At 71.6% G+C, this 23,472-nt stretch carries 22 protein-coding genes; 10 read left to right on the top strand and 12 right to left on the bottom strand.

Going from position 1 to position 23,472, the window contains the following annotated elements; translation table 11 throughout:
- Positions 1-28: 28 nt before the first annotated feature.
- Both ACFYNP_RS33100 and tyrS read left to right on the top strand, forming a co-directional pair.
- On the top strand, positions 29-1,426 hold the full coding sequence (locus ACFYNP_RS33100; RefSeq protein WP_388790794.1) for a metallopeptidase TldD-related protein: 1,398 nt from the start codon (positions 29-31) through the stop codon (positions 1,424-1,426).
- A 51-nt stretch (positions 1,427-1,477) separates the two neighbouring features.
- Positions 1,478-2,746, top strand: coding sequence for a tyrosine--tRNA ligase (gene tyrS, locus ACFYNP_RS33095; protein ID WP_388790792.1), 1,269 nt, complete (start codon positions 1,478-1,480; stop codon positions 2,744-2,746).
- Positions 2,747-2,844: 98 nt separating this feature from the next.
- On the opposite strand, the gene ACFYNP_RS33090 is transcribed toward tyrS, so the two are convergent.
- Positions 2,845-3,120: a GlsB/YeaQ/YmgE family stress response membrane protein gene (locus ACFYNP_RS33090; protein ID WP_161244563.1), complete on the bottom strand. Its 276-nt coding sequence runs from the start codon at positions 3,118-3,120 to the stop codon at positions 2,845-2,847.
- 214 nt (positions 3,121-3,334) lie between these two features.
- Here ACFYNP_RS33090 and ACFYNP_RS33085 point away from each other — a divergent pair, with 214 nt between their 5' ends.
- Both ACFYNP_RS33085 and ACFYNP_RS33080 read left to right on the top strand, forming a co-directional pair.
- Positions 3,335-3,709 carry a DUF3099 domain-containing protein gene (locus tag ACFYNP_RS33085; protein WP_388419875.1) on the top strand — a complete coding sequence of 125 codons (375 nt, stop codon included), beginning with the start codon at positions 3,335-3,337 and terminating at the stop codon, positions 3,707-3,709.
- A gap of 218 nt (positions 3,710-3,927) precedes the next feature.
- A complete protein-coding gene (locus ACFYNP_RS33080; protein WP_388419739.1) occupies positions 3,928-4,161 on the top strand; it encodes a hypothetical protein in 234 nt (77 codons plus the stop codon).
- On the opposite strand, the gene moaA is transcribed toward ACFYNP_RS33080, so the two are convergent.
- The 3 genes from moaA to ACFYNP_RS33065 all read right to left on the bottom strand — a co-directional run bounded on the left by moaA (position 4,144) and on the right by ACFYNP_RS33065 (position 7,322).
- The gene (moaA, locus tag ACFYNP_RS33075) at positions 4,144-5,133 is read right to left on the bottom strand and encodes a GTP 3',8-cyclase MoaA (protein ID WP_388419740.1); all 990 of its coding nucleotides are present in this window, start codon (positions 5,131-5,133) and stop codon (positions 4,144-4,146) included. The two genes, ACFYNP_RS33080 and moaA, sit on opposite strands and share 18 nt — an antisense overlap.
- A 198-nt stretch (positions 5,134-5,331) precedes the next feature.
- Positions 5,332-6,960 (bottom strand): cation acetate symporter, encoded by a 1,629-nt coding sequence (locus ACFYNP_RS33070; protein ID WP_388419742.1) that lies wholly within the window; start codon positions 6,958-6,960, stop codon positions 5,332-5,334.
- Complete coding sequence (locus ACFYNP_RS33065) at positions 6,957-7,322, bottom strand: DUF485 domain-containing protein (protein WP_388419744.1); 366 nt, start codon at positions 7,320-7,322, stop codon at positions 6,957-6,959. Before ACFYNP_RS33065 ends, ACFYNP_RS33070 begins: the two co-directional genes overlap by 4 nt.
- 439 nt (positions 7,323-7,761) lie before the next feature.
- Here ACFYNP_RS33065 and ACFYNP_RS33060 point away from each other — a divergent pair, with 439 nt between their 5' ends.
- Positions 7,762-9,303 carry a S8 family serine peptidase gene (locus tag ACFYNP_RS33060; protein WP_388790790.1) on the top strand — a complete coding sequence of 514 codons (1,542 nt, stop codon included), beginning with the start codon at positions 7,762-7,764 and terminating at the stop codon, positions 9,301-9,303.
- Positions 9,304-9,373: 70 nt separating this feature from the next.
- Here the strand turns inward: ACFYNP_RS33060 and ACFYNP_RS33055 are convergent, their stop codons facing one another.
- The 3 genes from ACFYNP_RS33055 to ACFYNP_RS33045 are packed head-to-tail and all read right to left on the bottom strand — an operon-like array spanning position 9,374 to position 12,093.
- Positions 9,374-10,417 (bottom strand): zinc-dependent alcohol dehydrogenase family protein, encoded by a 1,044-nt coding sequence (locus ACFYNP_RS33055; protein ID WP_388790788.1) that lies wholly within the window; start codon positions 10,415-10,417, stop codon positions 9,374-9,376.
- A gap of 18 nt (positions 10,418-10,435) precedes the next feature.
- Complete coding sequence (locus ACFYNP_RS33050; RefSeq protein ID WP_388790786.1) at positions 10,436-11,116, bottom strand: lysoplasmalogenase; 681 nt, start codon at positions 11,114-11,116, stop codon at positions 10,436-10,438.
- Positions 11,113-12,093 (bottom strand): sterol desaturase family protein, encoded by a 981-nt coding sequence (locus ACFYNP_RS33045; RefSeq protein WP_388790784.1) that lies wholly within the window; start codon positions 12,091-12,093, stop codon positions 11,113-11,115. Before ACFYNP_RS33045 ends, ACFYNP_RS33050 begins: the two co-directional genes overlap by 4 nt.
- A 178-nt stretch (positions 12,094-12,271) precedes the next feature.
- On the opposite strand from ACFYNP_RS33045, the gene ACFYNP_RS33040 reads away from it, so the two are divergent.
- Positions 12,272-15,325 carry an NACHT domain-containing protein gene (locus tag ACFYNP_RS33040; protein WP_388790782.1) on the top strand — a complete coding sequence of 1,018 codons (3,054 nt, stop codon included), beginning with the start codon at positions 12,272-12,274 and terminating at the stop codon, positions 15,323-15,325.
- A gap of 5 nt (positions 15,326-15,330) precedes the next feature.
- On the opposite strand, the gene ACFYNP_RS33035 is transcribed toward ACFYNP_RS33040, so the two are convergent.
- From ACFYNP_RS33035 to ACFYNP_RS33015, 5 genes are read right to left on the bottom strand one after another with little or no spacing between them, the layout of a single operon-like run.
- Complete coding sequence (locus ACFYNP_RS33035) at positions 15,331-16,044, bottom strand: VIT family protein (protein WP_388790780.1); 714 nt, start codon at positions 16,042-16,044, stop codon at positions 15,331-15,333.
- A gap of 25 nt (positions 16,045-16,069) precedes the next feature.
- Positions 16,070-17,296: an amidohydrolase family protein gene (locus ACFYNP_RS33030; protein ID WP_388790778.1), complete on the bottom strand. Its 1,227-nt coding sequence runs from the start codon at positions 17,294-17,296 to the stop codon at positions 16,070-16,072.
- Positions 17,293-18,603, bottom strand: coding sequence for an amidohydrolase family protein (locus ACFYNP_RS33025; protein WP_388419760.1), 1,311 nt, complete (start codon positions 18,601-18,603; stop codon positions 17,293-17,295). The genes ACFYNP_RS33030 and ACFYNP_RS33025 overlap by 4 nt, the downstream gene beginning before the upstream one ends.
- 13 nt (positions 18,604-18,616) lie before the next feature.
- Positions 18,617-19,501: an SDR family NAD(P)-dependent oxidoreductase gene (locus ACFYNP_RS33020; protein WP_388790776.1), complete on the bottom strand. Its 885-nt coding sequence runs from the start codon at positions 19,499-19,501 to the stop codon at positions 18,617-18,619.
- Positions 19,502-19,503: 2 nt separating this feature from the next.
- Entirely contained in the window at positions 19,504-20,301 is a 798-nt protein-coding gene (locus ACFYNP_RS33015; protein WP_388790774.1) for an acetoacetate decarboxylase family protein, read from the bottom strand.
- A gap of 112 nt (positions 20,302-20,413) precedes the next feature.
- Here ACFYNP_RS33015 and ACFYNP_RS33010 point away from each other — a divergent pair, with 112 nt between their 5' ends.
- The 4 genes from ACFYNP_RS33010 to ACFYNP_RS32995 all read left to right on the top strand — a co-directional run bounded on the left by ACFYNP_RS33010 (position 20,414) and on the right by ACFYNP_RS32995 (position 23,411).
- The gene (locus ACFYNP_RS33010; protein WP_388790772.1) at positions 20,414-21,091 is read left to right on the top strand and encodes a TetR/AcrR family transcriptional regulator; all 678 of its coding nucleotides are present in this window, start codon (positions 20,414-20,416) and stop codon (positions 21,089-21,091) included.
- A 103-nt stretch (positions 21,092-21,194) separates the two neighbouring features.
- A complete protein-coding gene (locus ACFYNP_RS33005; protein WP_388419767.1) occupies positions 21,195-22,175 on the top strand; it encodes a DEDDh family exonuclease in 981 nt (326 codons plus the stop codon).
- A gap of 54 nt (positions 22,176-22,229) precedes the next feature.
- Positions 22,230-22,463 carry a hypothetical protein gene (locus ACFYNP_RS33000; protein ID WP_100574681.1) on the top strand — a complete coding sequence of 78 codons (234 nt, stop codon included), beginning with the start codon at positions 22,230-22,232 and terminating at the stop codon, positions 22,461-22,463.
- A 153-nt stretch (positions 22,464-22,616) separates the two neighbouring features.
- On the top strand, positions 22,617-23,411 hold the full coding sequence (locus ACFYNP_RS32995) for an SURF1 family protein (RefSeq protein ID WP_388790770.1): 795 nt from the start codon (positions 22,617-22,619) through the stop codon (positions 23,409-23,411).
- Positions 23,412-23,472 lie beyond the last annotated feature (61 nt).

Below are 23,472 nucleotides of genomic sequence, written 5' to 3'. Positions count from 1 at the left end.
GTCTCACCACGACTCAGGAGGCCGGGCGATGAGCTCGCGTACGACCGTCAAGCCGCACGAGATCGTCGAGCGGGCCCTGGAGCTGTCCACCGCGGACGGCTGTGTGGTCATCGCCGACGAGCACTCCTCGGCCAATCTGCGCTGGGCCGGCAACGCGCTGACCACCAACGGCGTGACCCGGGGACGCACCCTCACCGTGATCGCGACGGTGGACGGCGCCCAGGGCACCGCCTCCGGTGTCGTCTCGCGTTCGGCCGTCACCGCCGACGACCTGGAGTCCCTGGTGCGTGCCGCGGAGGCGGCCGCGCGCGGGGCCGGGCCCGCCGAGGACGCCCAGCCGCTGGTCACCGGCGTGCCGGTGGCGGCGGACTTCACCGACGCGCCCGCCGAGACCAGCTCCGCCGTGTTCACCGACTTCGCGCCCGCCCTCGGCGAGGCCTTCGCGCGGGCCCGGGCCGGCGGGCGTGAGCTGTACGGCTTCGCCAACCACGAGCTGAGCTCCACCTACCTGGGTACGTCCACGGGTCTGCGGCTGCGCCACGACCAGCCCAACGGCACCCTGGAGCTCAATGCCAAGTCCCCGGACCGGACCCGCTCGGCGTGGGCGGGGCGGGCGACGGCGGACTTCAAGGACGTCGACCCGGGCGCGCTCGACGACGAGCTCGCCCGCCGCCTCGGCTGGGCCGAGCGCCGCATCGACCTGCCCGCCGGCCGGTACGAGACCCTGCTGCCGCCGACCGCGGTGGCCGACCTGCTGATCTACCAGATCTGGTCGGCCGCGGCCCGGGACGCCGCCGAGGGCCGGACCGTCTTCTCGAAGCAGGGCGGCGGCACCCGCCTCGGCGACACCCTCTCCCCGCTCCCGCTCACCCTGCGCAGCGACCCGAACGAGCCGGGCCTGGAGTACGCGCCGTTCCAGGTGGCGCACTCCTCGGGCGACACGGAGTCGGTGTTCGACAACGGGCTCCCGCTGACCGCGACCGACTGGATCCGCGAGGGCCGGCTGGAGAACCTGGTCACCACCCGGCACAGCGCCGCCCTGACCGGCCTGCCGCTCGCCCCCTCCCCCGGCAACCTGATCCTGGACGCCGGCGGCGGGCGCACCCTGGACGAGATGGTCGCCGCCACCGAGCGCGGGCTGCTCCTGACGTGCCTGTGGTACATCCGCGAGGTGGACCCGGCCACGCTGCTCCTGACCGGTCTGACCCGCGACGGGGTGTATCTCGTGGAGAACGGCGAGGTGGTCGGCGAGGTGAACAACTTCCGGTTCAACGAGTCGCCGGTGGACCTCCTGTCGCGGGCCACCGAGGCGGGCCGCACCGGCAAGACCCTGCCGCGAGAGTGGAACGACTACTTCACCCGGACCGCGATGCCCGCGCTGCGCGTCCCCGACTTCAACATGAGCTCGGTCAGCCGGGGTGTGTGACCCGCCTAGACTGGCGGTCCCACCCCCATCACCACAAGGAGACCCGGAACCGTGACGGACATCGTCGACGAGCTGAAGTGGCGCGGGCTTTTCTCGCTGTCCACTGACGAGGACGCATTGCGCAAGGCTCTCGCGGACGGTCCCGTCACGTTCTATTGCGGCTTCGACCCGACCGCGGCAAGCCTGCACGTCGGGCACCTGGTGCAGGTCCTCACCGTCCGCCGGCTCCAGCAGGTCGGGCACCGGCCGCTGGCGCTCGTGGGCGGCGCGACCGGCCAGATCGGTGACCCGCGCCCGACCGCCGAGCGCACCCTGAACGACCCGGAGACGGTCGCGAACTGGGTCGACCGGCTGCGGAGCCAGATCGAGCCGTACCTGTCCTTCGAGGGCGAGAACGCGGCCGTGATGGTCAACAACCTGGACTGGACCGCGGGCATGTCCGCGATCGAGTTCCTGCGGGACATCGGCAAGCACTTCCGGGTCAACAAGATGCTCACCAAGGACTCGGTGGCCCGCCGTCTGGAGTCCGAACAGGGCATCAGCTACACGGAGTTCAGCTACCAGCTGCTCCAGGGCATGGACTTCCTGGAGCTGTACCGGCGCTACGGCTGCACCCTCCAGCAGGGCGGCAGCGACCAGTGGGGCAACCTCACCGCCGGGCTGGACCTGATCCACCGCCTGGAGCCGGACGCCGAGGTGCACTGCCTGGCGACGCCGCTGATGGTCAAGGCGGACGGCACCAAGTTCGGCAAGACCGAGGGCGGGGCCGTGTGGCTCGACCCGGAGATGACCACGCCGTACGCGTTCTACCAGTTCTGGCTGAACGTGGACGACCGGGACATCTCGACCTACATGCGCATCCTCTCCTTCAAGTCCCGCGAGGAGCTGGAGGAGATCGAGAAGCTCACCGAGGAGCGCCCGCAGGCGCGGGCCGCCCAGCGGGCGCTCGCCGAGGAGCTGACCACCCTGGTGCACGGCGCGGACCAGTGCGCGGCCGTCATCGACGCGTCCAAGGCGCTGTTCGGCCAGGGCGAGCTCGCCGAGCTCGACGAGGCGACGCTGGCCGCCGCCCTGTCCGAGCTGCCGAACGCGAAGGTGACCGAGCTCGGCCCGGTCACCGACCTGTTCGCCGAGGTGGGCCTGGTGGCCAGCAAGTCGGCGGCCCGCCGCACCGTGAAGGAGGGCGGCGCCTACGTGAACAACGTGAAGGTGACGGCCGAGGACGCGGTGGCCACGGCGGAGGAACTCCTGCACGGGCGCTGGCTGGTGCTGCGCCGGGGCAAGAAGAACCTGGCGGCCGTCGAGGTCGTCGGCGCCTGACCGGGACCGCCCGACCGGACACGGCACGACGGCGCCCTGGCCATGGACAGCGCAAAAGGGGGCGGCTCCTTCGCGGAGCCGCCCCCTTTCCGCTGCCGTCAGGCTCTCTGCTTGTTGCCCCGCACCGCCATGTAGAGCATGTCGCCCAGGAAGACGATGACGACGGCGGCCGCGATCTGGAGTCCGTGCCGGCCCCAGTCGATGCCCTTGGTCTCGGCGATCCCGATCGCCCGGGCGATCGAGTTGCCGACCACGCCGCCGATGATGCCGAAGATGGTGGTCAGCCAGAGCGGACTGTGCTGCTTGCCGGGAATGATCGCCTTGGCGATGAGACCGAGCACGAATCCCACGATGATGGCCCACAACCAGCCCATGGCTGCCTCCTTGTACGGCTCGACGTGAGCAGGTTCAGCCAGTGTCGGCCCGTCCTCGGTACGGCGCATGTCGGATACGTCCATACGTGGTGGGTACTGGGGCATCCGCGCAGGTTGAAGCCGCCCCGGTCTCGAACCCGGCGGACCCGCGGCGTACGGTGATAGCAGTCCGGGCCGGGGAGAGCCCGCCGTGGAATTCGGGTGGTGGAACGTGATGCGGAAGCAGAGCAGCGGCCAGGTCTTCCGGATCACCGGAGCCCGCCGGTCGCTCGACGAGGACGTCCGGGGCCGGCAGCGCCGCTATGTGATCTCGATGTCGATCCGCACGCTTTCGGTGGTGCTGACCGCGGTGCTGTGGAACGTCGAGCGTCCTGTCGCCATTGTGACGCTGGTGCTCGGCGCACTGCTGCCCTATGTGGCGGTCGTGTTCGCCAACGCGGGCCGGGAGAACGTGACTTCGCTGCCCTCCACCTTCATCCCCGCACCGGTCCGGCCGGCACTTGGCGCGGCCCCCGTGGGGGGCGCCGCGGAATCCCCGACGGAAGCCGGAGACGGTGACCCGCAGTGGCGTGCGCACGAGCACGGCTGATCCGTCACCGTCCGCGAAGCTCAAGAAAACCTCAGATCAATCATGAAGTTCCGGTGCACCACACCGGGTCCCCCATGACATACTTCGTAAGCGCTCCGCATCCCCCGTCGGAGCGACGGACCGACGCCGGGCAGCTCCCCCCGTGGCTGCTCGGCGTCGCCTTTGTACGGGGGCGGTGCCCCGTTTCGCATCGGGCCGCATGCCGCACAATTGTCTCTGTGAGTGACGAGACCAGTGCCGAGACCCCCCTCTGTTCCGCCAAGGGCTGCCGTGCCGACGCCGTGTGGGTGCTGGCGTGGAACAACTCGAAGATCCACACCCCGGAGCGCCGCAAGACGTGGCTCGCGTGCGACGAGCACCGCGAGCACCTGTCCCAATTCCTGGGCGTACGGGGCTTCTTGAAGGACGTGGTGACGCTCGCCGAGTGGGAGTCGTCAGCCGCCGATCGCTGACATCGGGCGGTCGGGCTGGAGGAACGAGGGGTCGTCGAGGCCGGAGCCGGCCTTCTTGCCCCACATCGCCAGCTTCCACAGGCGGGCGATCTCCTCGTCCCCGGCGTCCGAGCGCAGGGCCGCGCGCAGATCGGACTCCTCGCGGGCGAACAGGCAGGTGCGCACCTGGCCGTCGGCGGTGAGCCGGGTCCGGTCGCAGGAGCCGCAGAACGGGCGGGTCACCGAGGCGATGACACCCACGGTGTGGGGGCCGCCGTCGACCACCCAGCGCTCGGCGGGCGCGGAGCCCCGCTCGTCCTCCCCCTCGGGCGTCAGCGTGAAGCGCGTACGCAGCGAGGCCAGGATGTCACCGGCGGTGATCATGCCGTCGCGCTTCCAGCCGTGCTGGGCGTCGAGCGGCATCTGCTCGATGAACCGGAGCTCGTAGTCGTGCTCGACGGCCCAGGCCAGCAGGTCGGGGGCCTCGTCGCCGTTGAGGCCCGGCATCAGGACGGTGTTGACCTTGACCGGGGTCAGACCCGCCTCGCGGGCGGCTTCCATGCCCTCGATGACGTCCTTGTGGCGGTCGCGCCGGGTCAGGGTCTTGAAGACCTCGGGGCGCAGGGTGTCCAGCGAGACGTTGACGCGGTCGAGGCCCGCCGTCTTCAGGGCCGCGGCGGTGCGCTTGAGGCCGATGCCGTTGGTCGTGATCGACATCCGGGGGCGCGGCTCCAGGGCCGCGCAGCGCTCGACGATCCCGACCAGGCCGGGCCGCAGCAGCGGCTCGCCGCCGGTGAAGCGGACCTCGGTGATGCCGAGGTCGGTGACGGCGATGCGGATGAGCCGGACGATCTCGTCGTCGGTCAGCAGATCCGGCTTGGCCAGCCACTGCAAGCCCTCTTCCGGCATGCAGTACGTGCACCGCAGGTTGCACCGGTCGGTGAGCGAGACGCGCAGGTCGGTGGCCACCCGGCCGTAGGTGTCGATGAGCACTTGTGGGCCCCCTCCCCTGTCCGTCGGTGTCCGGCCGGAATCCGGTCGAACGTCTGCCGAATGTGTATACACCCGAGCCTACGCGAGACCCGTGACAACGGGAGGGGCCGATTGTCACGAGGTGCGGCGAGGCCGTGTCGTAGGGTCCTACGACACGGCCTCGGCCATCCGCCGTGCGGATGTACGTCGCGGGCGGCCTCAGTGGGCGCCGATGCCCGTCAGGGACTTCACCTCCAGCTCGGCGTACTTGCCCCGGTCCGGCTCCTCCTTCGAGAGCAGCGATCCGATCCAGCCGAGCAGGAAACCCAGCGGGATCGAGATCAGGCCCGGGTTCTCCAGCGGGAACCAGTGGAAGTCGACGCCCTTGAACATGGACGTCTTCGGGTTGCCGGAGACGACGGGCGAGAACAGCACCAGGAACACCGAGCTGAACAGGCCGCCGTAGATCGACCAGAGGGCGCCCTGGGTGGTGAAGCGCTTCCAGAACAGGCTGTAGAGGATGGTCGGCAGGTTCGCCGAGGCGGCCACCGCGAAGGCGAGCGCGACCAGGCCCGCCACGTTCATGTCGCGGGCGAAGGCGCCGAGCACGATCGCGACGGCGCCGATGAAGACGGTGGCCCAGCGCGCGGCCCGCATCTCCTCCTTCTCGGTCGCCTTCCCCTTGCGGATGACGTTGGCGTAGATGTCGTGCGCGAAGGAGGACGACGAGGCGAGGGTGAGGCCGGCGACGACGGCGAGGATGGTCGCGAAGGCGACCGCCGAGATCACCGCGAGCAGGGTCGCGCCGCCGGTGGTGCCGACGCCGCCGCCGAGGTACTCGGCGAGCTGCGGGGCCGCGGTGTTGCCCGCCGGGTTCTGCGCCTTGATGGCGGCGGGCCCGACCAGGGCCGCCGCGCCGAAGCCGAGCGCGATCGTCATCAGGTAGAAGGCGCCGATGATGCCGATCGCCCAGTTCACCGACTTCCGGGCGGCCTTGGCGGTGGGCACCGTGTAGAAGCGGATCAGGATGTGCGGCAGGCCCGCGGTGCCGAGCACCAGCGCGATGCCGAGCGAGAGGAAGTCCAGCTTGGAGGTGCCGTTCACGCCGTACTTCAGGCCGGGCTCCAGGAACGCCGCGCCCTTGCCGCTCTTCTCGGCCGCGGTGCCGAGCAGGTCGGAGACGTTGAAGTGGAACTTGAGCAGCACCATGAACGTCATGAGGATCGCGCCCGCGATGAGCAGCACGGCCTTGACCATCTGCACCCAGGTGGTGCCCTTCATGCCGCCGATGGTGACGTACACGATCATCAGGACGCCGACGAGGGCGACGATGAGGATCTTGCCCGCGTCGGTGGTGATGCCGAGCAGCAGCGAGACGAGGACTCCGGCGCCGGCCATCTGCGCCAGCAGGTAGAAGATCGACACGACGATGGTGGAGGCGCCGGCCGCGGTGCGCACGGGCCGCTGCCTCATCCGGTAGGCGAGCACATCGCCCATCGTGTAGCGGCCGGAGTTGCGCAGCGGCTCGGCGACGAGCAGCAGCGCCACCAGCCAGGCGACCAGGAAGCCGATGGAGTAGAGGAAGCCGTCGTAGCCGAACAGGGCGATGGCTCCGGCGATGCCGAGGAAGGACGCGGCGGACATGTAGTCGCCGGAGACCGCGAGGCCGTTCTGGAACGCGGTGAACTGGCGGCCGCCCGCGTAGAAGTCGGAGGCGTTCTTGGTCTGCCGGCCGGCCCAGACGGTGATGGCGAGGGTCGCGGCGACGAACACCGCGAACAGGGTGATGATCAGTGGCCGGTGTTCGGTGGTCGAGACGGCGGCGAGCGGGACCAGGGCGGGGCTCATGCGTCGGCCTCCATACGGGACTTGATGGCCTCGGCCTTGGGGTCGAGCTTCGCCGCGGCGTGCCGCGAGTAGAACCAGGCGATGAGGAACGTGGTCAGGAACTGGGCGAGGCCGAAGACGAAGGCCACATTGATGTTGCCGATGACCTTGGTGCCCATGAAGCCGCCCGCGTAGTTGGACAGCAGCACGTAGAGCAGGTACCAGATGATGAAGGCGATGGTCAGCGGGAAGGCGAACGAGCGGTGGGCGCGGCGGAGTTCACCGAATTCCGCGCTCTGCTGCTCCGCGACGAATGCCTCGGTGCTGGGCTGGACTGGGCCGGGGGCCGCCCCGGCTTCGGGCGGCGGCGCGTCGGTGGCCACGGAATCTCCTCGCGGTGCGGAAGCGGATCCGGATGGTGCGGATACGGACGGTGGTGATGCAGGTGGTGCGGACGGTGGCGGTGCGGATGCGGACGGTACGGACGCAGGCGGTGCGGATGCGGACGGCGGTGGGGACGGGGATGCGGCGGGTAGGGACAGGTCGGACATGGGGTCTCCGCTGGGGATGCGATGCGGTCCCCCTGACAACGGCACGGGGCGCGGGCCGTCTCGGTTCAGTCCGGCCGTTTTTCTCCTTGGCGGATCCCGGACGGGCGCGTGGCGCGTTCCGCGCTCCCCCTGGCGCGACCGCGTGACTTTCTGCGCGAACTCGGCGGAAGCCGTTGATCCGCCGAGATGATCGGCGATAGCTTCACAGCTCCTCCTTCCGTCTTCTCCTTCCGTTACGTACCGAGAGTTCCGCCAACCCCATGGAGACCCCATGCCGTTGCACATCTCCCGTACGCGCCGCGCCGTCGCGGCCTCGGCGGGCCTGGCCACCGCCGTCGCGCTCGCGCTGCTCCCCGGCACCGCTTCGGCCGCCGCCACCGCTGCCGGAGCCACCACCGCGAAGGCGGCGGCGACCGCCGGTCCCGAGCTGAGCTACATCGTCAACGTCCGTCCCGGGCAAGGGAATTCGGCCCGCGTCCAGCGAGCAGTGGCCCAGGCGGGCGGCTCGGTGCTCCAGGCCTACGACCGGATAGGCGTGCTCGTCGTGCACTCCGCCAACGCGGACTTCGCGAAGACGATCCGCACGGTGCGGGGCGTCGAATCGGCGGGCGCGACGCGCACCGCGCCGCTGCCCGCGCAGTCCACCACCGACGTGGGCAGCCCGAAGCACCTCACCGCCGAGGACCTGAAGGCGGCCTCCGCCAAGGCCGCGCCGGGCGAGGACCCGCTTGAGCCGCTCCAGTGGGACCTGAAGGCGATCAAGGCGGACAAGGCGCACGAGAAGACGCTGGGCAGCTCCAAGGTGACGGTCGGGGTGATCGACACGGGCGTGGACGACACCCATCCGGACATCGCGCCCAACTTCGACCGCGCCAAGTCGGTCAGCTGCATCACCGGCAAGCCGGACACCACGGACGGCGCCTGGCGCCCGTTCACCACCGGCGGCTCCCCGCACGGCACCCATGTCGCCGGCGAGATCGCGGGCGCCATGAACGGCGTGGGCATCACCGGGGTGGCGCCGGGCGTGAAGGTCGCGGCCATCAAGGTGTCCACGCAGGGCGGCAGCTTCTTCTACACCGAGGCCGTGGTCTGCGGCTTCGTGTGGGCGGCCGAGCACCACATCGACGTGACGAACAACAGCTATTACACCGACCCGTGGTACTTCAACTGCAAGAACGACCCCGACCAGAGGGCGCTGGTCGAGGCGATCACCCGGGCCTCGAAGTACGCCGAGTCCAAGGGCACGGTGAACGTGGCCGCGGCCGGCAACGAGAACTACGACCTCGCGTCCGACTCGATCACCGACCCCGCCAGCCCCAACGACACCACCCCGGGCAGCCGGGTGATCGACCCGCACCAGTGCCTGGACATCCCGACCCAGCTGCCGGGTGTGGTGACGGTCGCGTCGACCGGCGCCAAGGGCGTCAAGTCGTCGTTCTCCAACTACGGGCTCGGTGTCATCGACATCGCGGCCCCGGGCGGCGACTCGACCGCGTACCAGCCGCCGCAGGCCCCGGCCACCAGTGGTCTCATCCTCGGTCCGGTGCCCGGCGGTACGTGGGCGTACATGGCCGGAACGTCCATGGCGACGCCCCATGTGGTGGGCGTGGCGGCCCTGTTGAAGTCGACGCACCCGCATGCGTCGGCGTTCCGGATCAAGGCGCTGCTCGCGCTCCAGGCGGACCGTACGCCGTGCACCACCCCGTACGACATCGACGGTGACGGCACGGTGGACGCGGTCTGCCAGGGCGGAAAGTTCTACAACGGCTTCTACGGGGCGGGCATCACCAACGCCCTCAACGCCGTGAAGTAACAGACGGGTTGAGGAAGTCGGAGGGGGCCGCCCGCATCGCGGACGGCCCCCTTCGGTGTGCTGTGGCCCGTTACGGCTTGACGAGGACCTTGAGAGCGGTGCGGTCGTCCATCGCCCGGTAGCCGTCGGGCACGCCCTCGATGCCGACCGTGCGGTCGAAGACCGGGGACGGGTCGATGGTGCCGTCGAGGACGTCGGCGAGCAGCTCGGGGATGTAGGTGCGCACGGGGGCGACGCCGCCGCGCAGCGCGATGTTGCGGTCGAACATGATGCCGAGGTCGAGCCCGGTGCCGCTGCCGTGCGGGACGCCGACGTAGCCGATGGCGCCGCCGTCGCGGGTGATGTCGACCGCGGTGCGCATGGACTGCTCGGTGCCGACGGCCTCGATGACGGCGTGCGCGCCCTGGCCGCGGGTCAGCTCGCGCACCGCGGCCACGGCGGCCTCACCGCGCTCGGCGACGACGTCGGTGGCGCCGAAGAGCTTCGCGATGTCGGTGCGGACCTGGTGGCGGCCGAGCGCGATGATGCGCTCCGCGCCGAGCCGCTTGGCGGCGAGCACCCCGCACAGGCCGACGGCGCCGTCACCGACGACGGCGACGGTCGAGCCGCGCTCGACGCCGGCGCCGATGGCCGCGTGGTGGCCGGTGCCCATGACGTCGGACAGCGCGAGCAGCGCGGTGAGCAGGCGGTCGTCGGAGGCGGCTTCGGCAGGGAGCTTGACGAGGGTGCCGTCGGCGAACGGCACGCGGACGGCTTCGCCCTGGCCGCCGTCCGAGCCGACCGAGCCCCAGAACCCGCCCTGCGGGCAGGAGGTGGTCAGGCCCTCGGAGCAGAAGTCGCAGGTGCCGTCGGACCAGACGAAGGGCGCGACGACGAGGTCGCCCTTGCGCAGGCCGCGGACCCCGGAGCCCGCCTCCTCGACGATGCCGAGGAACTCGTGGCCGATGCGCTGCCCGGGCTGTCGGGCGGACTCGCCGCGGTAGGCCCACAGGTCGCTGCCGCAGATGCAGGCCCGCAGGACCCGGACGACCGCGTCGGTGGACACCTGGATGCTGGGGTCCGGCACCTCCTCCACCCGGATGTCGTGGGGGGCGTGGATGACGGTCGCGCGCATGCTACGGGTCCTTGCCGGTCAGGGGGTGGTGCGGGACTCCTCACGGTACGCCTGTGCGAGAAGTGCCTGCGCCCCGAGATAGGTCAGCATGATCCAGAAGTCGGGGCGGGGCGGCTGCGGCCAGTTCGCGACGCCGGTGGCGATGAGGGTGTCGGACAGCAGGAACAGGGCGCCGCCGAGGCCGACGAGCGGTCCGAGCCGGGAGGAGCGGTAGGCCATCGCGGTGAGCAGCAGGCTGTAGCCGGCGACCGGGATCCGCAGCCCGGCGGGCAGGTCCGGCCAGAGCGCGGCCACGGCGGCCACGAGTGCGATCCCGTACGCGGCGCCGAGCCCGGGGTGGGTGCGGCCACGCCCGAACAGGACGAGGTAGCAGACGTGCCCGGCGGCGAAGCAGCCCATGCCGAGCAGGAAGGCGGCATCGGCGCCGGAGAGCAGGAACACATCGCCGCCCCAGCCGCACAGCAGCGCGGCGACGAGCAGTCGCGGCCCGCCCCGCGCGTACACGTGCGCGGCGAGCAGGGGCATGAGGAGCGGCTTGGCAATCAGGTGCCCGGGGTGCCACCCGGCGAGCAGCGCGAGCAGGTCGAGGGCGCCGGCGGCCGCGAAGGCGAGCAGGAGCGGGGTGACCGCGGCGGGCAGCCGCGCGCCCGTGCCCGCCCGGGTCCCGGGCGCGACGGCATCCGCGCCCGGTCGCGTCATACGGCGCGCTCCGCCACGGCGGCGGGCCCGATGGCCGGCTCGGTGGCGGTGGCCGGCTCGGTGGCGGTGGCGGTGGCGGTGGCCGGCTCGGTGGCCGGTGCCGAGGTGGTCGTCGCCGCTGCCGCCAACGCCGCTGCCACCACTGCCCGCGGCTGCCAGCCCGGGCCGCGGAAGATCCGGCCGGCCCGCTCCGGCCAGCTGCGGGCGGCGCGTACGTCGCGGGCGATGGCGGCGTACTCGTGGGTGGCGACGCGCAGCGGGTTGTAGGTGGCGATGTTCTTGGTGAGCCCGAACACGGGCCGCTCGGTCTCGGCGGTGAACGAGCCGAACATCCGGTCCCAGATGATCAGGATGCCGCCGAAGTTCCGGTCCAGGTAGCCGCCCTGCGAGGCGTGGTGCACCCGGTGGTGGGAAGGCGTGTTGAGGACGAACTCGAAGGGGCGGGGCAGCTTCCCGACCCGCTCGGTGTGCACCCAGAACTGGTAGACGAGGTTCGCCGAGGAACAGAAAGCGAGCACCGCCGGATGCACGCCGAGCGCGATGAGCGGCACGTAGAACGGCCACACGGTCCAGGTCGTCCAGGGCTGGCGCAGGGCGGTGGTGAGGTTGAACTTGCGGCTGGAGTGGTGCACCACGTGGCAGGCCCACAGGATCCGGATCACGTGGTGGCCGCGGTGCGACCAGTAGTAGAAGAAGTCCTGTCCGAGCAGCATCAGCGGCACGGTCCACCACAGGACCGGGATCGCGAGCGGGGTGAGGGCGTAGACCGCCGTGTAGAGGGCGACGATCGGAATCTTCCACAACGCGTCGAAGACCAGACTGCCGAGCCCCATGCCGACGCTGGTGGCGGCGTCCTTCGTCTCGTACCCGGCGGCGTCCTCGTCCGGATGGAGCCGGTAGCTCACCATCTCGACGACGGTGAGCAGCACGAAGGCGGGTATCGACCACAGCACGACATCGGGCAGGTTCGGCGACATGCCTGCACCGTAGGGGCGGGGCGGCGGCCCCGGCTAGATGGTGTTACCGACAAGTATGCGAGACGCGTTGTCAGCAGGCTTTGGTGAGTTCTGCCAATCGGAGCGAGCGGCCCCGGCGTACGATCGCTGGCACCGGTGCGCTCTGGGGGAGGCAACTGCGGTGCCAGGCTTGGAAGTTGTGGTCGTACGTCTCGCGAGCACGGTGATCTCGACGGTCGCGAAGTCGATCCTGGCCCCCCGGCCGGGCGCGGGCCTGGTGACGGGGCCGCTGCGCCCCCTGCCCAGACCGGCCTCCCCGGACCGCCTAGCCAAGGCCCTCGGCCACCGCCTCGACGAGGCGTACGGCTCGCTCCCCGAGCACGAGCGGACGTCGGCGGTCGATGCCGTGCGGGATTCCTTCGCGGCGGCGGGGACGCTGGACGCGGACCGCCTCTTCGCGCTCGGCCTCGCCCCCGAGCGCCTGGCCGCCGAACTGCGCCGCCCGCACCCCGGACCCGGCGAGGCCCTCTACGAGGAACTCCTGGCCCTGTGCTGCGCCCATGTCCTGGAACAGCTCACCGCCCACCCCTCGTTCGCGGCGCGGGCGGCGGTCGAGCAGACGAGGACGGCGGGCGCGGCACGGGAGCTGATCGAGGACGTACGCGACCGGGTGGGCCCGCACCCCGAGGCGGCCGCCCTCGCCTTCGAGGAGAGGTACGCGCGGTACGTGGCCCAGGCCCACGGCCGCCTCGAACTGTTCGGACTCACCCTCGGGCGCTCGGCGAGCGAATGGCCGCTGGACACCGCGTACATCAGCCTCTCGGTGAGCGGTGAGCCCCGCCGGGCGGTGGGGCTGCCCGACACCGGGGCCGCGACGGTGAGCGTGGAGCAGGCACTGGCCGGCACCGACCGGCTGCTTCTGCGCGGCGCGGCGGGCTCGGGCAAGTCCACGCTGATCCAGTGGCTGGCGCTGAACTCCGCGCGCCGGACCTTCGGCCCCGAACTCGCCGACTGGAACAGGTGCGTTCCCTTCGTCCTGCGCCTGCGGGCGTTCACCGCGGCCGAGTCGCTGCCGATGCCGGAGGACTTCCTGCGCTCGGCCGGGGTGCCGTTCGCTCCCCCGCCCGGCTGGACCGAATCCCTCCTGTCCGAAGGCCGGGCGCTGGTCCTGGTGGACGGCGTGGACGAGGTGCCGCTGCGCCTGCGGGCCCGCACGGAGGCCTGGCTGAAGTCCCTGGTCACGGCGTTCCCCAGCGCCCGGTACGTGGTGACGACCCGGCCGTCGGCGGTCTCGGAGGACTGGCTCGCGGGCCGGGGCTTCGTGGCGCACTCGCTGCTGCCGATGGAGCGGGAGGGCGTCCGCGCGTTCGTCGCCCATTGGCACGGCTCGGCGCGGCTCGGCTGCCCGTCGCCCGAGGAGCGCGCCCGCCTCGACGCGTACGAGGCCTCCCTCCTGAGCGCGGTGACCTCCCGGCGCGACCTGGGGAGGCTCGCCACCAACCCGCTGATGTGCGCGCTGCTGTGCGCCCTGAACCGGGACCGCCGTATGCAACTGCCGCGCGCCCGGAAGGAGTTGTACGACGCGGCCCTGGACATGCTGCTCGTGCGCCGGGACACCGAGCGGGAGATCACCGGCGTCGAGGGCGTCATCCTCACCCGCGAAGAACAGACGGCCCTGCTCCAGCGGCTCGCGTACTGGCTGATCCGCAACGGGCTCGCGGAGGCGGACCGGGACGAGGCCGCCGCGATGGTGACGGAGTGGCTCGGCGCGATGCCGCAGGTGACGGGCGAGCCCGACCAGGTCTTCGCCCACCTCCTCATCCGCAGCGGCCTGCTGCGCGAGCCGGTGCCGGGCTCGGTCGGCTTCGTACACCGCACCTTCCAGGACTACCTGGGCGCGAAGGCGGCGGTGGAGGACCGGGACTTCGGGGTCCTCGTACGCAACGCGCACGACGACACGTGGGACGACGTGGTGCGGATGGCCGTGGGGCATGCGCGGCCCGACGAACGGGCCCGGCTGTTGCGCCAGTTGCTCCGCCGGGCCGACCACGCACCGCGCCTGCGGCACCGCCTGGTCCTGCTGGCCGCGGCCTGCCTGGAGCACGCGCCGGAGCTCGACCCCGCGGTGCGGGGCGATGTGGAGACGCGGGCGCGGGAGTTGATGCCGCCGCGGACGTGGGGTGAGGCTGAGGCCCTGGCCAAGGTGGGGCCGCTGGTGCTTGAGCTGCTGCCGGGGCCGGACGAGTTGACCGAGAGGGAGGCAGCCGCCGTCGTGCGGACCGCCGGGATCATCGGCGAAGATGCGGCGCTGGAGGTCCTCAAAAGGTTCGGAGCGGAGGAACGCTCCATGGTCCGGGCCCAACTCAGCATGTTCTGGAACAGGTTCGACGCAGCGACCTATGCGACCGAAGTGCTCGCCAGGTCGACCGGATGGGACAACGTCTACCTCAACGTTCGGACCGAGGAGCAACGGGCGCAGCTGGGACGGCTGCACGGAATGAGGCTGATCACCCTGGAGGGCGACCAGCCCCTCAGGGACGACGTGCTGTCCCTTCCGAACCTCATCCACCTGGTGCTCGTGTCGAACAATGCCGTCGCCGACCTGAGCCCGCTGAGCCGGCTGCCCGCCCTGGAGCGGCTGGGACTCGACACCTGCCGGGAGGTCCGGGACATCGGGCCGGTCTGCGACCTTCCCGGGATGCGCTCCCTGTCCCTCCTCAATCTCGGCCCCGGTCTGTCCCTCGCGCCCCTGTCCCGGCTCGGCGGTCTCACCGGCCTGATGCTGGGAACTCCCGGCGGGACGCGCAGCCTCGGTGAACTCCCGCCCCTGGAAGGGCTTGTCGTCCTCGGGCTGTACCGCCAGTCCGCGGGGATCAGCCTGGACGGCATCGAACGATGGCCGCATCTGCACACGCTGACCATCACGGGCGAGGCTCAGGCGAGGGGGCTCGCCCGGGCGCCCGTGCCTCAGGAACTGATCTCTCTCCAGGTCCTCGACCACCCGGGCCTGAACGTGTCGGAGCTGACTCGGTACGTCGGCCTGAAGTCACTCCAGCTCAGCGGGTGCCACCTGGTGGGCGGCCTCTCGGCCCTGCGCGAGCTGCCGGAGCTGCGCCATGTGAGCTTCTACAACTGCACGGGCCAGGTCGATCTCGGCGCACTCGTCCCGCTGGACCGGCTCCAGATCCACTGCCGGCTCACGAGGACGACGGGCGCCGAGTCCATCCCGCCCGAACGCCTGCACCGGGAGTGACGACCTCAGACCCCCACCGCCCCCAGCAGCACCCCCGCCCCATACGTCACCCCCATGGCCACCGCGCCCCCACCCACGTTCCGCCAGATCGCGCGGCCCGCCGGGGCGGAGCCGAGGCGGGCGCTGCCCCAGCCCGTGAGGGCGAGCGCGGCCAGGACCGAGCCGACCGTCACGTAGAGGCGGACGGAGGCGGGTGGCAGCACGATCGCGAGGAGGGGGAGCAGCGCGCCCGCCGTGAAGGCGAGGAAGCTGGCCCAGGCCGCGTGCCAGGGGTTGGTGAGCTCGTCGGGGTCGATGCCGAGCTCGACGCTGGCGTGCGCGCGCAACGCGTCGCGTTCGGTGAGCTGGAGCGCCGCCTCGCGGGCCACCTCCTCGCTGAGGCCACGGTCGGCCAACAGGCCGGTCAGCTCGGCGAGTTCGGCCTCGGGCGACTCTTTCAGCTCGCGCCGCTCCTGTGCGAGCGCGGCCCTCTCGGAGTCCCGCTGGGTGGAGACGGAGACGTACTCGCCGGCCGCCATGGACATGGAGCCGGCGAGCAGTCCGGCCAGGCCCGCCGTCAGGAGGGCCGAGCGGGAGTCCGTCGCCCCGGCCACGCCGACGACGAGACCGGCCGTGGAGACGATGCCGTCGTTGGCGCCGAGGACCGCGGCCCGCAGCCAGTTGAGCCGCGAGCCGAGCGCCCCGCTGTGCGCCTCTTCGTGCTGGTCGGTTGAGCTCATGCGGGGCAGGGTCTCACCCTGCCCCTCACCACACGCGCACCGACCCACCCAGCGCGAACGCCGGACTGGACGCCTCGGCCGGGATCTCCTTCAGCGGTTCGGCGACCTCCGCCACCGTGGGACCGACCCGGGACGCGACCTCGTCCAGGAAGGGAAGGTCGAAGCCGTAGACGCGGGCCGCGTTGCCGCCGACCATCGCCGCGACCTCGTCGCTCGGCAGGCCCGCGTAGGCGATGCGCAGGCCCTCCCGGGAGAAGGGGGTGGTGCCCTCGTCGTGCGGGTAGTCGCTGCCCCACATGATCTTGTCGAGGCCGATCCGGTCCCGCAGCGGCACCTCGTGCGGCCGCATGAAGCTCGCGCCGACGAAGCAGTTGTCCCGCCACACCTGCGAGGGGCCCCGGCCCATGGACTCGGCCAAGCCCGCGCCGAACTTGGACTCGGCCGTGGAGGACTTCGTCGCGGCCGCCATCAGCCGCCCGTGGTAGTAGTCCAGCATGTCCAGGACGCCGGGGATCCAGCCCGACCCCTGCTCGGTGAGGACGAGCTTGAGGGAGGGGTACCGGTCGAAGGCGCCGCCGAAGATCAGGTGCCACAGCGCGCGGTGCGAGAACCATGTGGTCTCCACCATGAACACCGCCCGCGCCGCCGGCTCCTCCCCCAGCGGCGGGGACGCGGATCCGCCGTGATGGTTGACCGGTACGCCGAGTTCGGCGCAGACCGCCCAGATCGGGTCGTACGCACCGGAGTACAGCTCGGGGATCCCGGAGCCCGGTGGGGCGCCGGGCAGCATGATGCCGCCGGTCAGGCCCGCCTCCTTGACCCGCCGGATCTCGCGCACCGCCTCCTCGACGTCGTTCAGGAGGATCTGCGCGACGCCCGCCCGGCGTCCCGGGGCCTCGGCGCAGAAGTCGGCGAGCCAGCGGTTGTGGGCGCGCAGGCCCGCCCAGCGCTGCTCGAACTCCTCGCGGGTGGGCGCGGGCGCCATGAGGGAGGCGGAGGGGAAGAACGGCGGGATCGTGTTGGGGAAGACGACCTCCGCGACGATGCCGTCCTCCTCCAACTCGGCAAGCCGGCGTGCGGAGTTCCAGTTGCGGTCGGCGGTGTCGGCCATCAGGTCCTCGTAAGGATTGACGTAGGTGGCCGCCCACGCGTCGAAGGCGTCGTGGTACGCCGACTCCAGGTAGGGCCGGTAGTCCAGGAGGTCGGCCCCGGCGTGGCAGTCCGCCGAGATGACGGTGTAGCGCTCGGTCACCGGTCCACCCCCAGCACGGGGAAGTCGTGTTCGGTCAGCCAGTGGCGGCCCACCTCGCGCGAGCGCGCCCAGGACGCCTCGACGGTCAACTGGTCGTCGGGCTGGCCCAGTTCGGCCGGGGTCGGCCCGATCCTGCGGGCGGTCGGCGCCAGCTTCGCGGTGTCGAAGCCGAACACCTCGGCCGCCGCCAGGCCGAGCATGCGCCGGGTCTCGCTCACCGGGATGTCGTGGAAGGTGTTCTTCAGCCACTCGCGGGTGTTCGGCCACGTCCCCTCCGGGTGCGGGAAGTCCGAGCCCCAGAGGATGTTGTCGACGCCGATCTCGTAGCGCTGGGCCAGCTCGCGCCGCTTGGTGTTGGTGGCGCAGATGAAGATCTGCCGGTCGAGGTATTCGCTCGGCGGCCGTTTCAGCTCGGCGAAGGGCGAGAGCTTCTTGCCGCCGTGGGCGCCGAGGTAGAGGCGGTCCATGAACCACAGCAGGTTCGGCAGCCACCAGCAACCCGACTCCGCCACACCGAACTTGAGGCCGGGGTGCCGCTCGAAGACGCCCGACCACAGCAGGAACCACAGCGGGCGGGCGGGCCACCACGTCACCTCGGACACATAGATGCCCAGGTGGTCGCCGTACTCGTGGCGCGGCGCCGCGCCCGAGTGGGTCACGAGCGGCAGGCCGGCCTCGGCGGCCGCCGCCCAGACGGGGTCGTAGCGGCGGTCGTGGTACGGGGCCCGGTCCACCCACATCGAGGGGATCATCAGCGCGCCGAGCCCGGACTCCTTGGCGCGGTGGATCTCGGCGACCACCCGGTCGACCTCGCCCGTGACGGGCAACAGGGCCACCCCGCAGTGCCGTTCGGGGTTCTGTCCGACGAACTCGGCGAGCCAGCGGTTGTGCGCCTGCGCGCCCGCCATGCCGAGGTCGGGGTCCTGGTCGCCGGAGAGGCCGAGGCCCACGCCGAAGGGGGCGGCGGTGCGGCTGTCGACGGCGTCCGCGTCGGGGAAGACGACCTCGGCGGCCACCCCGTCCCCGTCGAGCTCCTTGAGGCGCTGCACCGCGTCCCAACCCCCGCGCAGCCCCTGCTCGTTGTCACTGAACCAGCGGTCGGCGAAGGCCTCGTTGCGTACGCCGAGCCGGGTCATCTCCTCGCGGCGGCGGTCGCGCCCCGCGAGGAACTCGTCGAACTCCCGGTGGAAACGGGCGTCCAGATAGGGCCGGTACTCCTCGGTGGGGAGCCCGGCGTGGCAGTCGGAGGAGATGATCAGGTACGGGTCGTTCTGCGCTGATGCGCGTGCTGCGTTCTGTGCTGTCATCGCACGTCCCTCGTCAGTCCAGGATGAAGCTTTCCAGGTACGCCGGGTTCGCCCGGTCGAGCATCGCCTGCGAACGGGCTCTGATCTGCCGGTCGCTGTGCTCGCTCGCGGGCAGCATCCAGAACCGGTCGGCGCGGATCCCGTCGACGACCTCCGCCGCGACGGCCTCGACCGGGGTGAACTCGATCTCGTGGCCGGCCGCCTTCATGGCCGACTCCCACTGGTCGAGGCTGCGGTAGGGGGTCTTGCGCGGGCGCTCCTTGGCGAAGCGCTCGGGCCGGTTGCGGTGCGACTCCCACAGGCCGGTGCGCAGCATGTGCGGCCCGGGGAACAGCACCGAGGCGCCGATCGGGGCGCCCTCGGCCTTCAGGTGGGCGTACAGGGACTCGGTCATGGTGACGACGGCCGACTTGGTGACGGCGTACACGGACGCGGTCGGCAGCGGGGCGATTCCGCCGTCGCCGGAGGAGGTGTTGACGATCCGGCCGGGCTCGCCGCCGGCGATCATCCGGGGCACGAAGGCCTGGATGCCGTGGAAGACGCCCCACACGTTGACCGCGAAGGCCCACTTCCAGTCGTTGACCTCGTGCTCCCACATGCGGCCCTCGGCACCCGAGCCGACCCCGGCGTTGTTGCACAGCACGTGCACCGCCCCGAAGCGCTCGTACGCGGCGTCCGCGAGGGCGAGCACCGAGTCCCGCTCGCTGACGTCGACGGTCCGGGCCAGCACCTCGGCCCCGTCCTCGCGCAGCTGCCCCGCCGCCTTCTCCAGGGCGCCCTCCTCGACGTCGGCGAGGACGACCTTCAGCCCCTCGGCGGCGAACCGCCGGGCCATCGCGAGCCCGATCCCGCTCGCCGCGCCGGTGACCACGGCGACCTGCCCCTGCCCGAGCTCCATGGTCAGACGCTCCCCTCGGGCGGCCCGTCGAGGATCTGCTGGGGGTCGTCGTAGCGCTGGTGGATGTAGGGCAACAGGGCCTGGGCGCTGACCCGTTCGGCCACCGTGCCCTTCTGGTCGGTGGTCTTCTCGCCGATGGTGATCTCCACCAGGCGGCGCACCGGCAGGTCGGCGACGGGGTCGTACATCGACTCGCGCAGCACCACGTCGCCGGTGATCTTCTCCAGCTTGCGCACCTTCTCGTTGCGTACGCAGTGGACGAGGACGGGGTCCGCGTCGAAGCCCTCGCCGTCGACGGCCGGCAGGAACTTGAAGTAGAAGTCGGTCTTGCGCGTCGGCCCGGGCAGCGGCAGCGGCCCCTCGACGGCGCCCCGCACCTCGACGAACGCGATGCCGTGCCGGGCGAGCGAGGCGCGCACGACCAGGCCGTCGCGCTCGACGTCCACCTCCCCGAGCTTCTTCGGCTCGCCGAACACCTCGCGCCCGCCGATCAGGGCCCGCTCGTGGGTCATCGGCATGACCAGCGGATACCAGCCCTCCTGTCCGTCGTGCACGGCGGCGACCGCCACCGAGCCCGCGCCGAGCGGATAGCCGGGCAGGTCGACCTTGCTGATGTTGGCCCGCACCAGCGGGCGTTCGGCGGGCTTGAGCGGCGGCGGCAGGACGGCCGCGACCGCGTCGGGGTCGCTCTCCCAGACCGCCACCACACCGGTCGACCAGATGTCGGGGAGCTTGGCGCTCGCGGTGCGCGCGGCCTGGATCTCGGCCTCGGTGCGCGCCCCGTACCGTACGCGTGCCATGTCGTACCACCCTTCGCAGGCTGTTCTCTTCCGGGGGTCTGTAACACAGTTACACCGACCGCAATGAAGGGTAAAGAGCCGTGCACCCACGTGAATTGATGGAGCATCAGATATGACGCGTACGTCACTCACCCGCGAGGAGATCCTGGCCGCGGCCGCCTCCCTGGTCAGACAGCACGGCCCGGCCGCCCTCACGATGCGCAAACTCGCCGCCGAGCTCGGCACCGCCGTCACCTCGATCTACTGGCACGTCGGCAACCGCGAGTCGCTCCTGGACGCGCTCGTCGAGCGGACCGTCGAGGAGCTGGGCGAGATCCGGCCGCGCGGGCGCACCCCGGCGGCGCGCGTGCTCTCGGTGGCCCGCGCCCTGCGCCGCGAGCTGCGCGCGCGCCCGCACCTGATCGCGATGGTGCACGAACGCGGTCTGACCGACCGGATGTTCCTGCCCGCCCAGCAGGCCCTGGTCCACGAGGTGCACGCGGCGGGCCTGCGCGGCGCCCGCGCGGCGCAGGCGGTGCGGGCCATCCAGTTCCAGGTGGTCGGTTACGTCCTGATCGAGCGCAACCGTGAACGGGCCCCCCTCCAGCGCCCGGCGGAGGAGGAGCTGTGGGACCCCACGACGGCCGAACAGGACCCGGCGCTGGCACGTGCGCTGGCGGGGACGGTGGATCAGGACAGGCTGTTCACCGACTCGGTACGGGCGCTCGTGGCCGGACTGCTCCCGGAGGCCCCGGGCCGATCGCTCCGCGGCGAGGACCGGGCGGGCCCCCGAGGGCCTCAAAGAGGTTGACACCAGGGCAGGTTGACGGAATCCGACCATCGGTGCCGGGCACCGCGGGGCCCGGCACCCGACCGGCCCCGGCCCGGAGTGTCAGTCGGGCCCCGTATTCTCTGTGACCATGCTCGACGACCTGACGACAGCAGCGACGTGGCCGGCCGCCTACCCACAGGGGTACGCGGTCGTCGACGTGGAGACCACCGGACTCGCCCGCGACGACCGGATAATCTCGGCTGCCGTCTACCGGCTCGACGCCCAGGGCAATGTCGAGGACCACTGGTACACGCTGGTCAATCCCGAGCGCGACCCCGGCCCGGTGTGGATCCACGGGCTGAGCAGCGATGTGCTCGAAGGCGCCCCGCTCTTCCCGGAGATCGCCGAGGAGTTCGCGGCGCGGCTCGACGGGCGGGTCCTGGTCGCGCACAACGCGATCTTCGACTGGCAGATGATCGCGCGCGAGTACGCGCGGGCCAGGAGCACCGCGCCGGTCCGTCAGCGGCTGTGCACCATCGCCCTTTCGAAGGAACTGGCGCTGCCCCTGCCCAACCACAAACTGGAGTCGCTCGCCGCGCACTACGGCGTCGTGCAGCAGCGCGCCCACCACGCGCTGGACGACGCGCGGGTGCTGGCCGAGGCGTTCCGGCCGAGCCTGCACGCGGCGGCGGCCGGCGGAGTGCGCCTCCCGCTGCTCGAATGCCGGCCGCTGACCGAGTGGACGGACTCGCCGGTCACCCCCCGCATCGGCTACCAGGCCTCCTACCGCGGCGGCGCGGGGACGTGGCGGGCCTCGCGCAAGCGCCCCGCCTGCCCCTACCCCAACCCGGGGCGCTACGAGCCGGACCGGCCCCTGAAGCAGGGCATGCGGGTGGCGTTCTCCGGGGACACCTCCGTCGACCGCGAGCTCCTGGAGGACCGGGCCGTCGAGGCGGGGCTGCACGTCGCGACGAGCGTGTCGCGGCTCACCAGCCTGCTCGTCACCAACGACCCCGACTCGGCCACGTCCAAGACCGTCAAGGCGAAGTCGTTCGGGACCCCGGTCGTCGACGAGGCCGCCTTCACGCAGCTGCTGCGGGACGTCGCACCGGCAGACGGGTGAGTGCCGGGGCGCGGCGCCCACCGCGTGCGCCGGTCAGCCCCCACCCTGTGGCGCATGGCACGTTGCGAGGTCTGCGGAAACGACTACGGGATGTCCTTCGAGGTGCACGCGCAGGGCGCGGTGCACGTCTTCGACTGCTTCTCGTGCGCCATCCACCGCATGGCGCCCATCTGTGAACACTGCCGGGTCCAGATCATCGGCCAGGGGGTCGAGGTCGAGGGCTCGTGGTTCTGCGGGGCGCACTGCGCCCGCGCGGAGGGAAAGGCGGGCATCGTCGACAAGGTCTGACCCCCTCCCCGTCCGGCCCCGTCCGGCCCCTTCCGCCGTTCGCCGCCCCCCGTCCGGCCGCTTCCACCGTCCGGACCCTTCCGCCGGTTTCCCCCCGGTGGTTCCCGCCACCCCACCCGGCGCACCCCGTGACCCGAGTTGTACGGTCATGGGGTGTACCGCTTCCTGTTGTCCCGGCAGTGGGTGCTCGTCACCCTTCTGGCCCTCGCTCTCATCCCCACGATGATCGAGCTGGGTTTCTGGCAGCTGCACCGGCACGAGCACAAGGTCGCCCAGAACTCGCTGATCGCCGACAACCTCAAGGCGAAGCCGGTCCCGGTGACCGACCTCACCTCCCCCGGCCACACCGTCCCGCGCGCGGACTACTGGCGCCAGGTCACCGCGACCGGCAGCTACGACACCGCGCACGAGGTCGTCGTACGACGCAGGACCGCGGCCGACGGCCGGGTCGGCTACCACGTGCTCACCCCGTTCGTCCTGGCCGGCGGCGGCCCCACCGTGATGGTCAACCGGGGCTGGATCGCCGACAACGGCAACCAGACGGACTTCCCGAAGATCCCGGCACCGCCCGCCGGCAGGGTCACCGTGACCGGCCGGCTGATGGCCGACCAGACGACGGCGGCCAGCGGCATCAAGGACGTCAAGGGCCTGCCGCCGCGCCAGGTCATGCTGATCAACAGCGCCGAGCAGGCCAAGGCGCTCGACCGCACGGTGCTCGGCGGCTACATCGAGCAGACCGCACCCGAGTCGCCCGACAACTCCCCCGAGCTGATCCCGGCCCCCGACGACAGCTCGATCGGCCCGCACATGGCGTACGCCGTCCAGTGGTGGCTGTTCTCGGCCGCGGTCCCGGTCGGCTGGTTCATCCTCGTACGGCGTGAGAAGCAGGACCGCGAGGCCGCGGCGGCCGAGCCCGCCGCCGCGCCCGAGCCCGTGACCGCCGCGTAGCGATCCGCGGTAGCCCGACGATCTCCGTCTGCTTAGCAATTTGCCCGGCCGGGAACACGCC

This window comes from Streptomyces sp. NPDC006691 (assembly GCF_042869955.1).
Lineage (GTDB): Bacteria > Actinomycetota > Actinomycetes > Streptomycetales > Streptomycetaceae > Streptomyces.
This window is presented reverse-complemented; position numbering and strand designations above follow the sequence as displayed.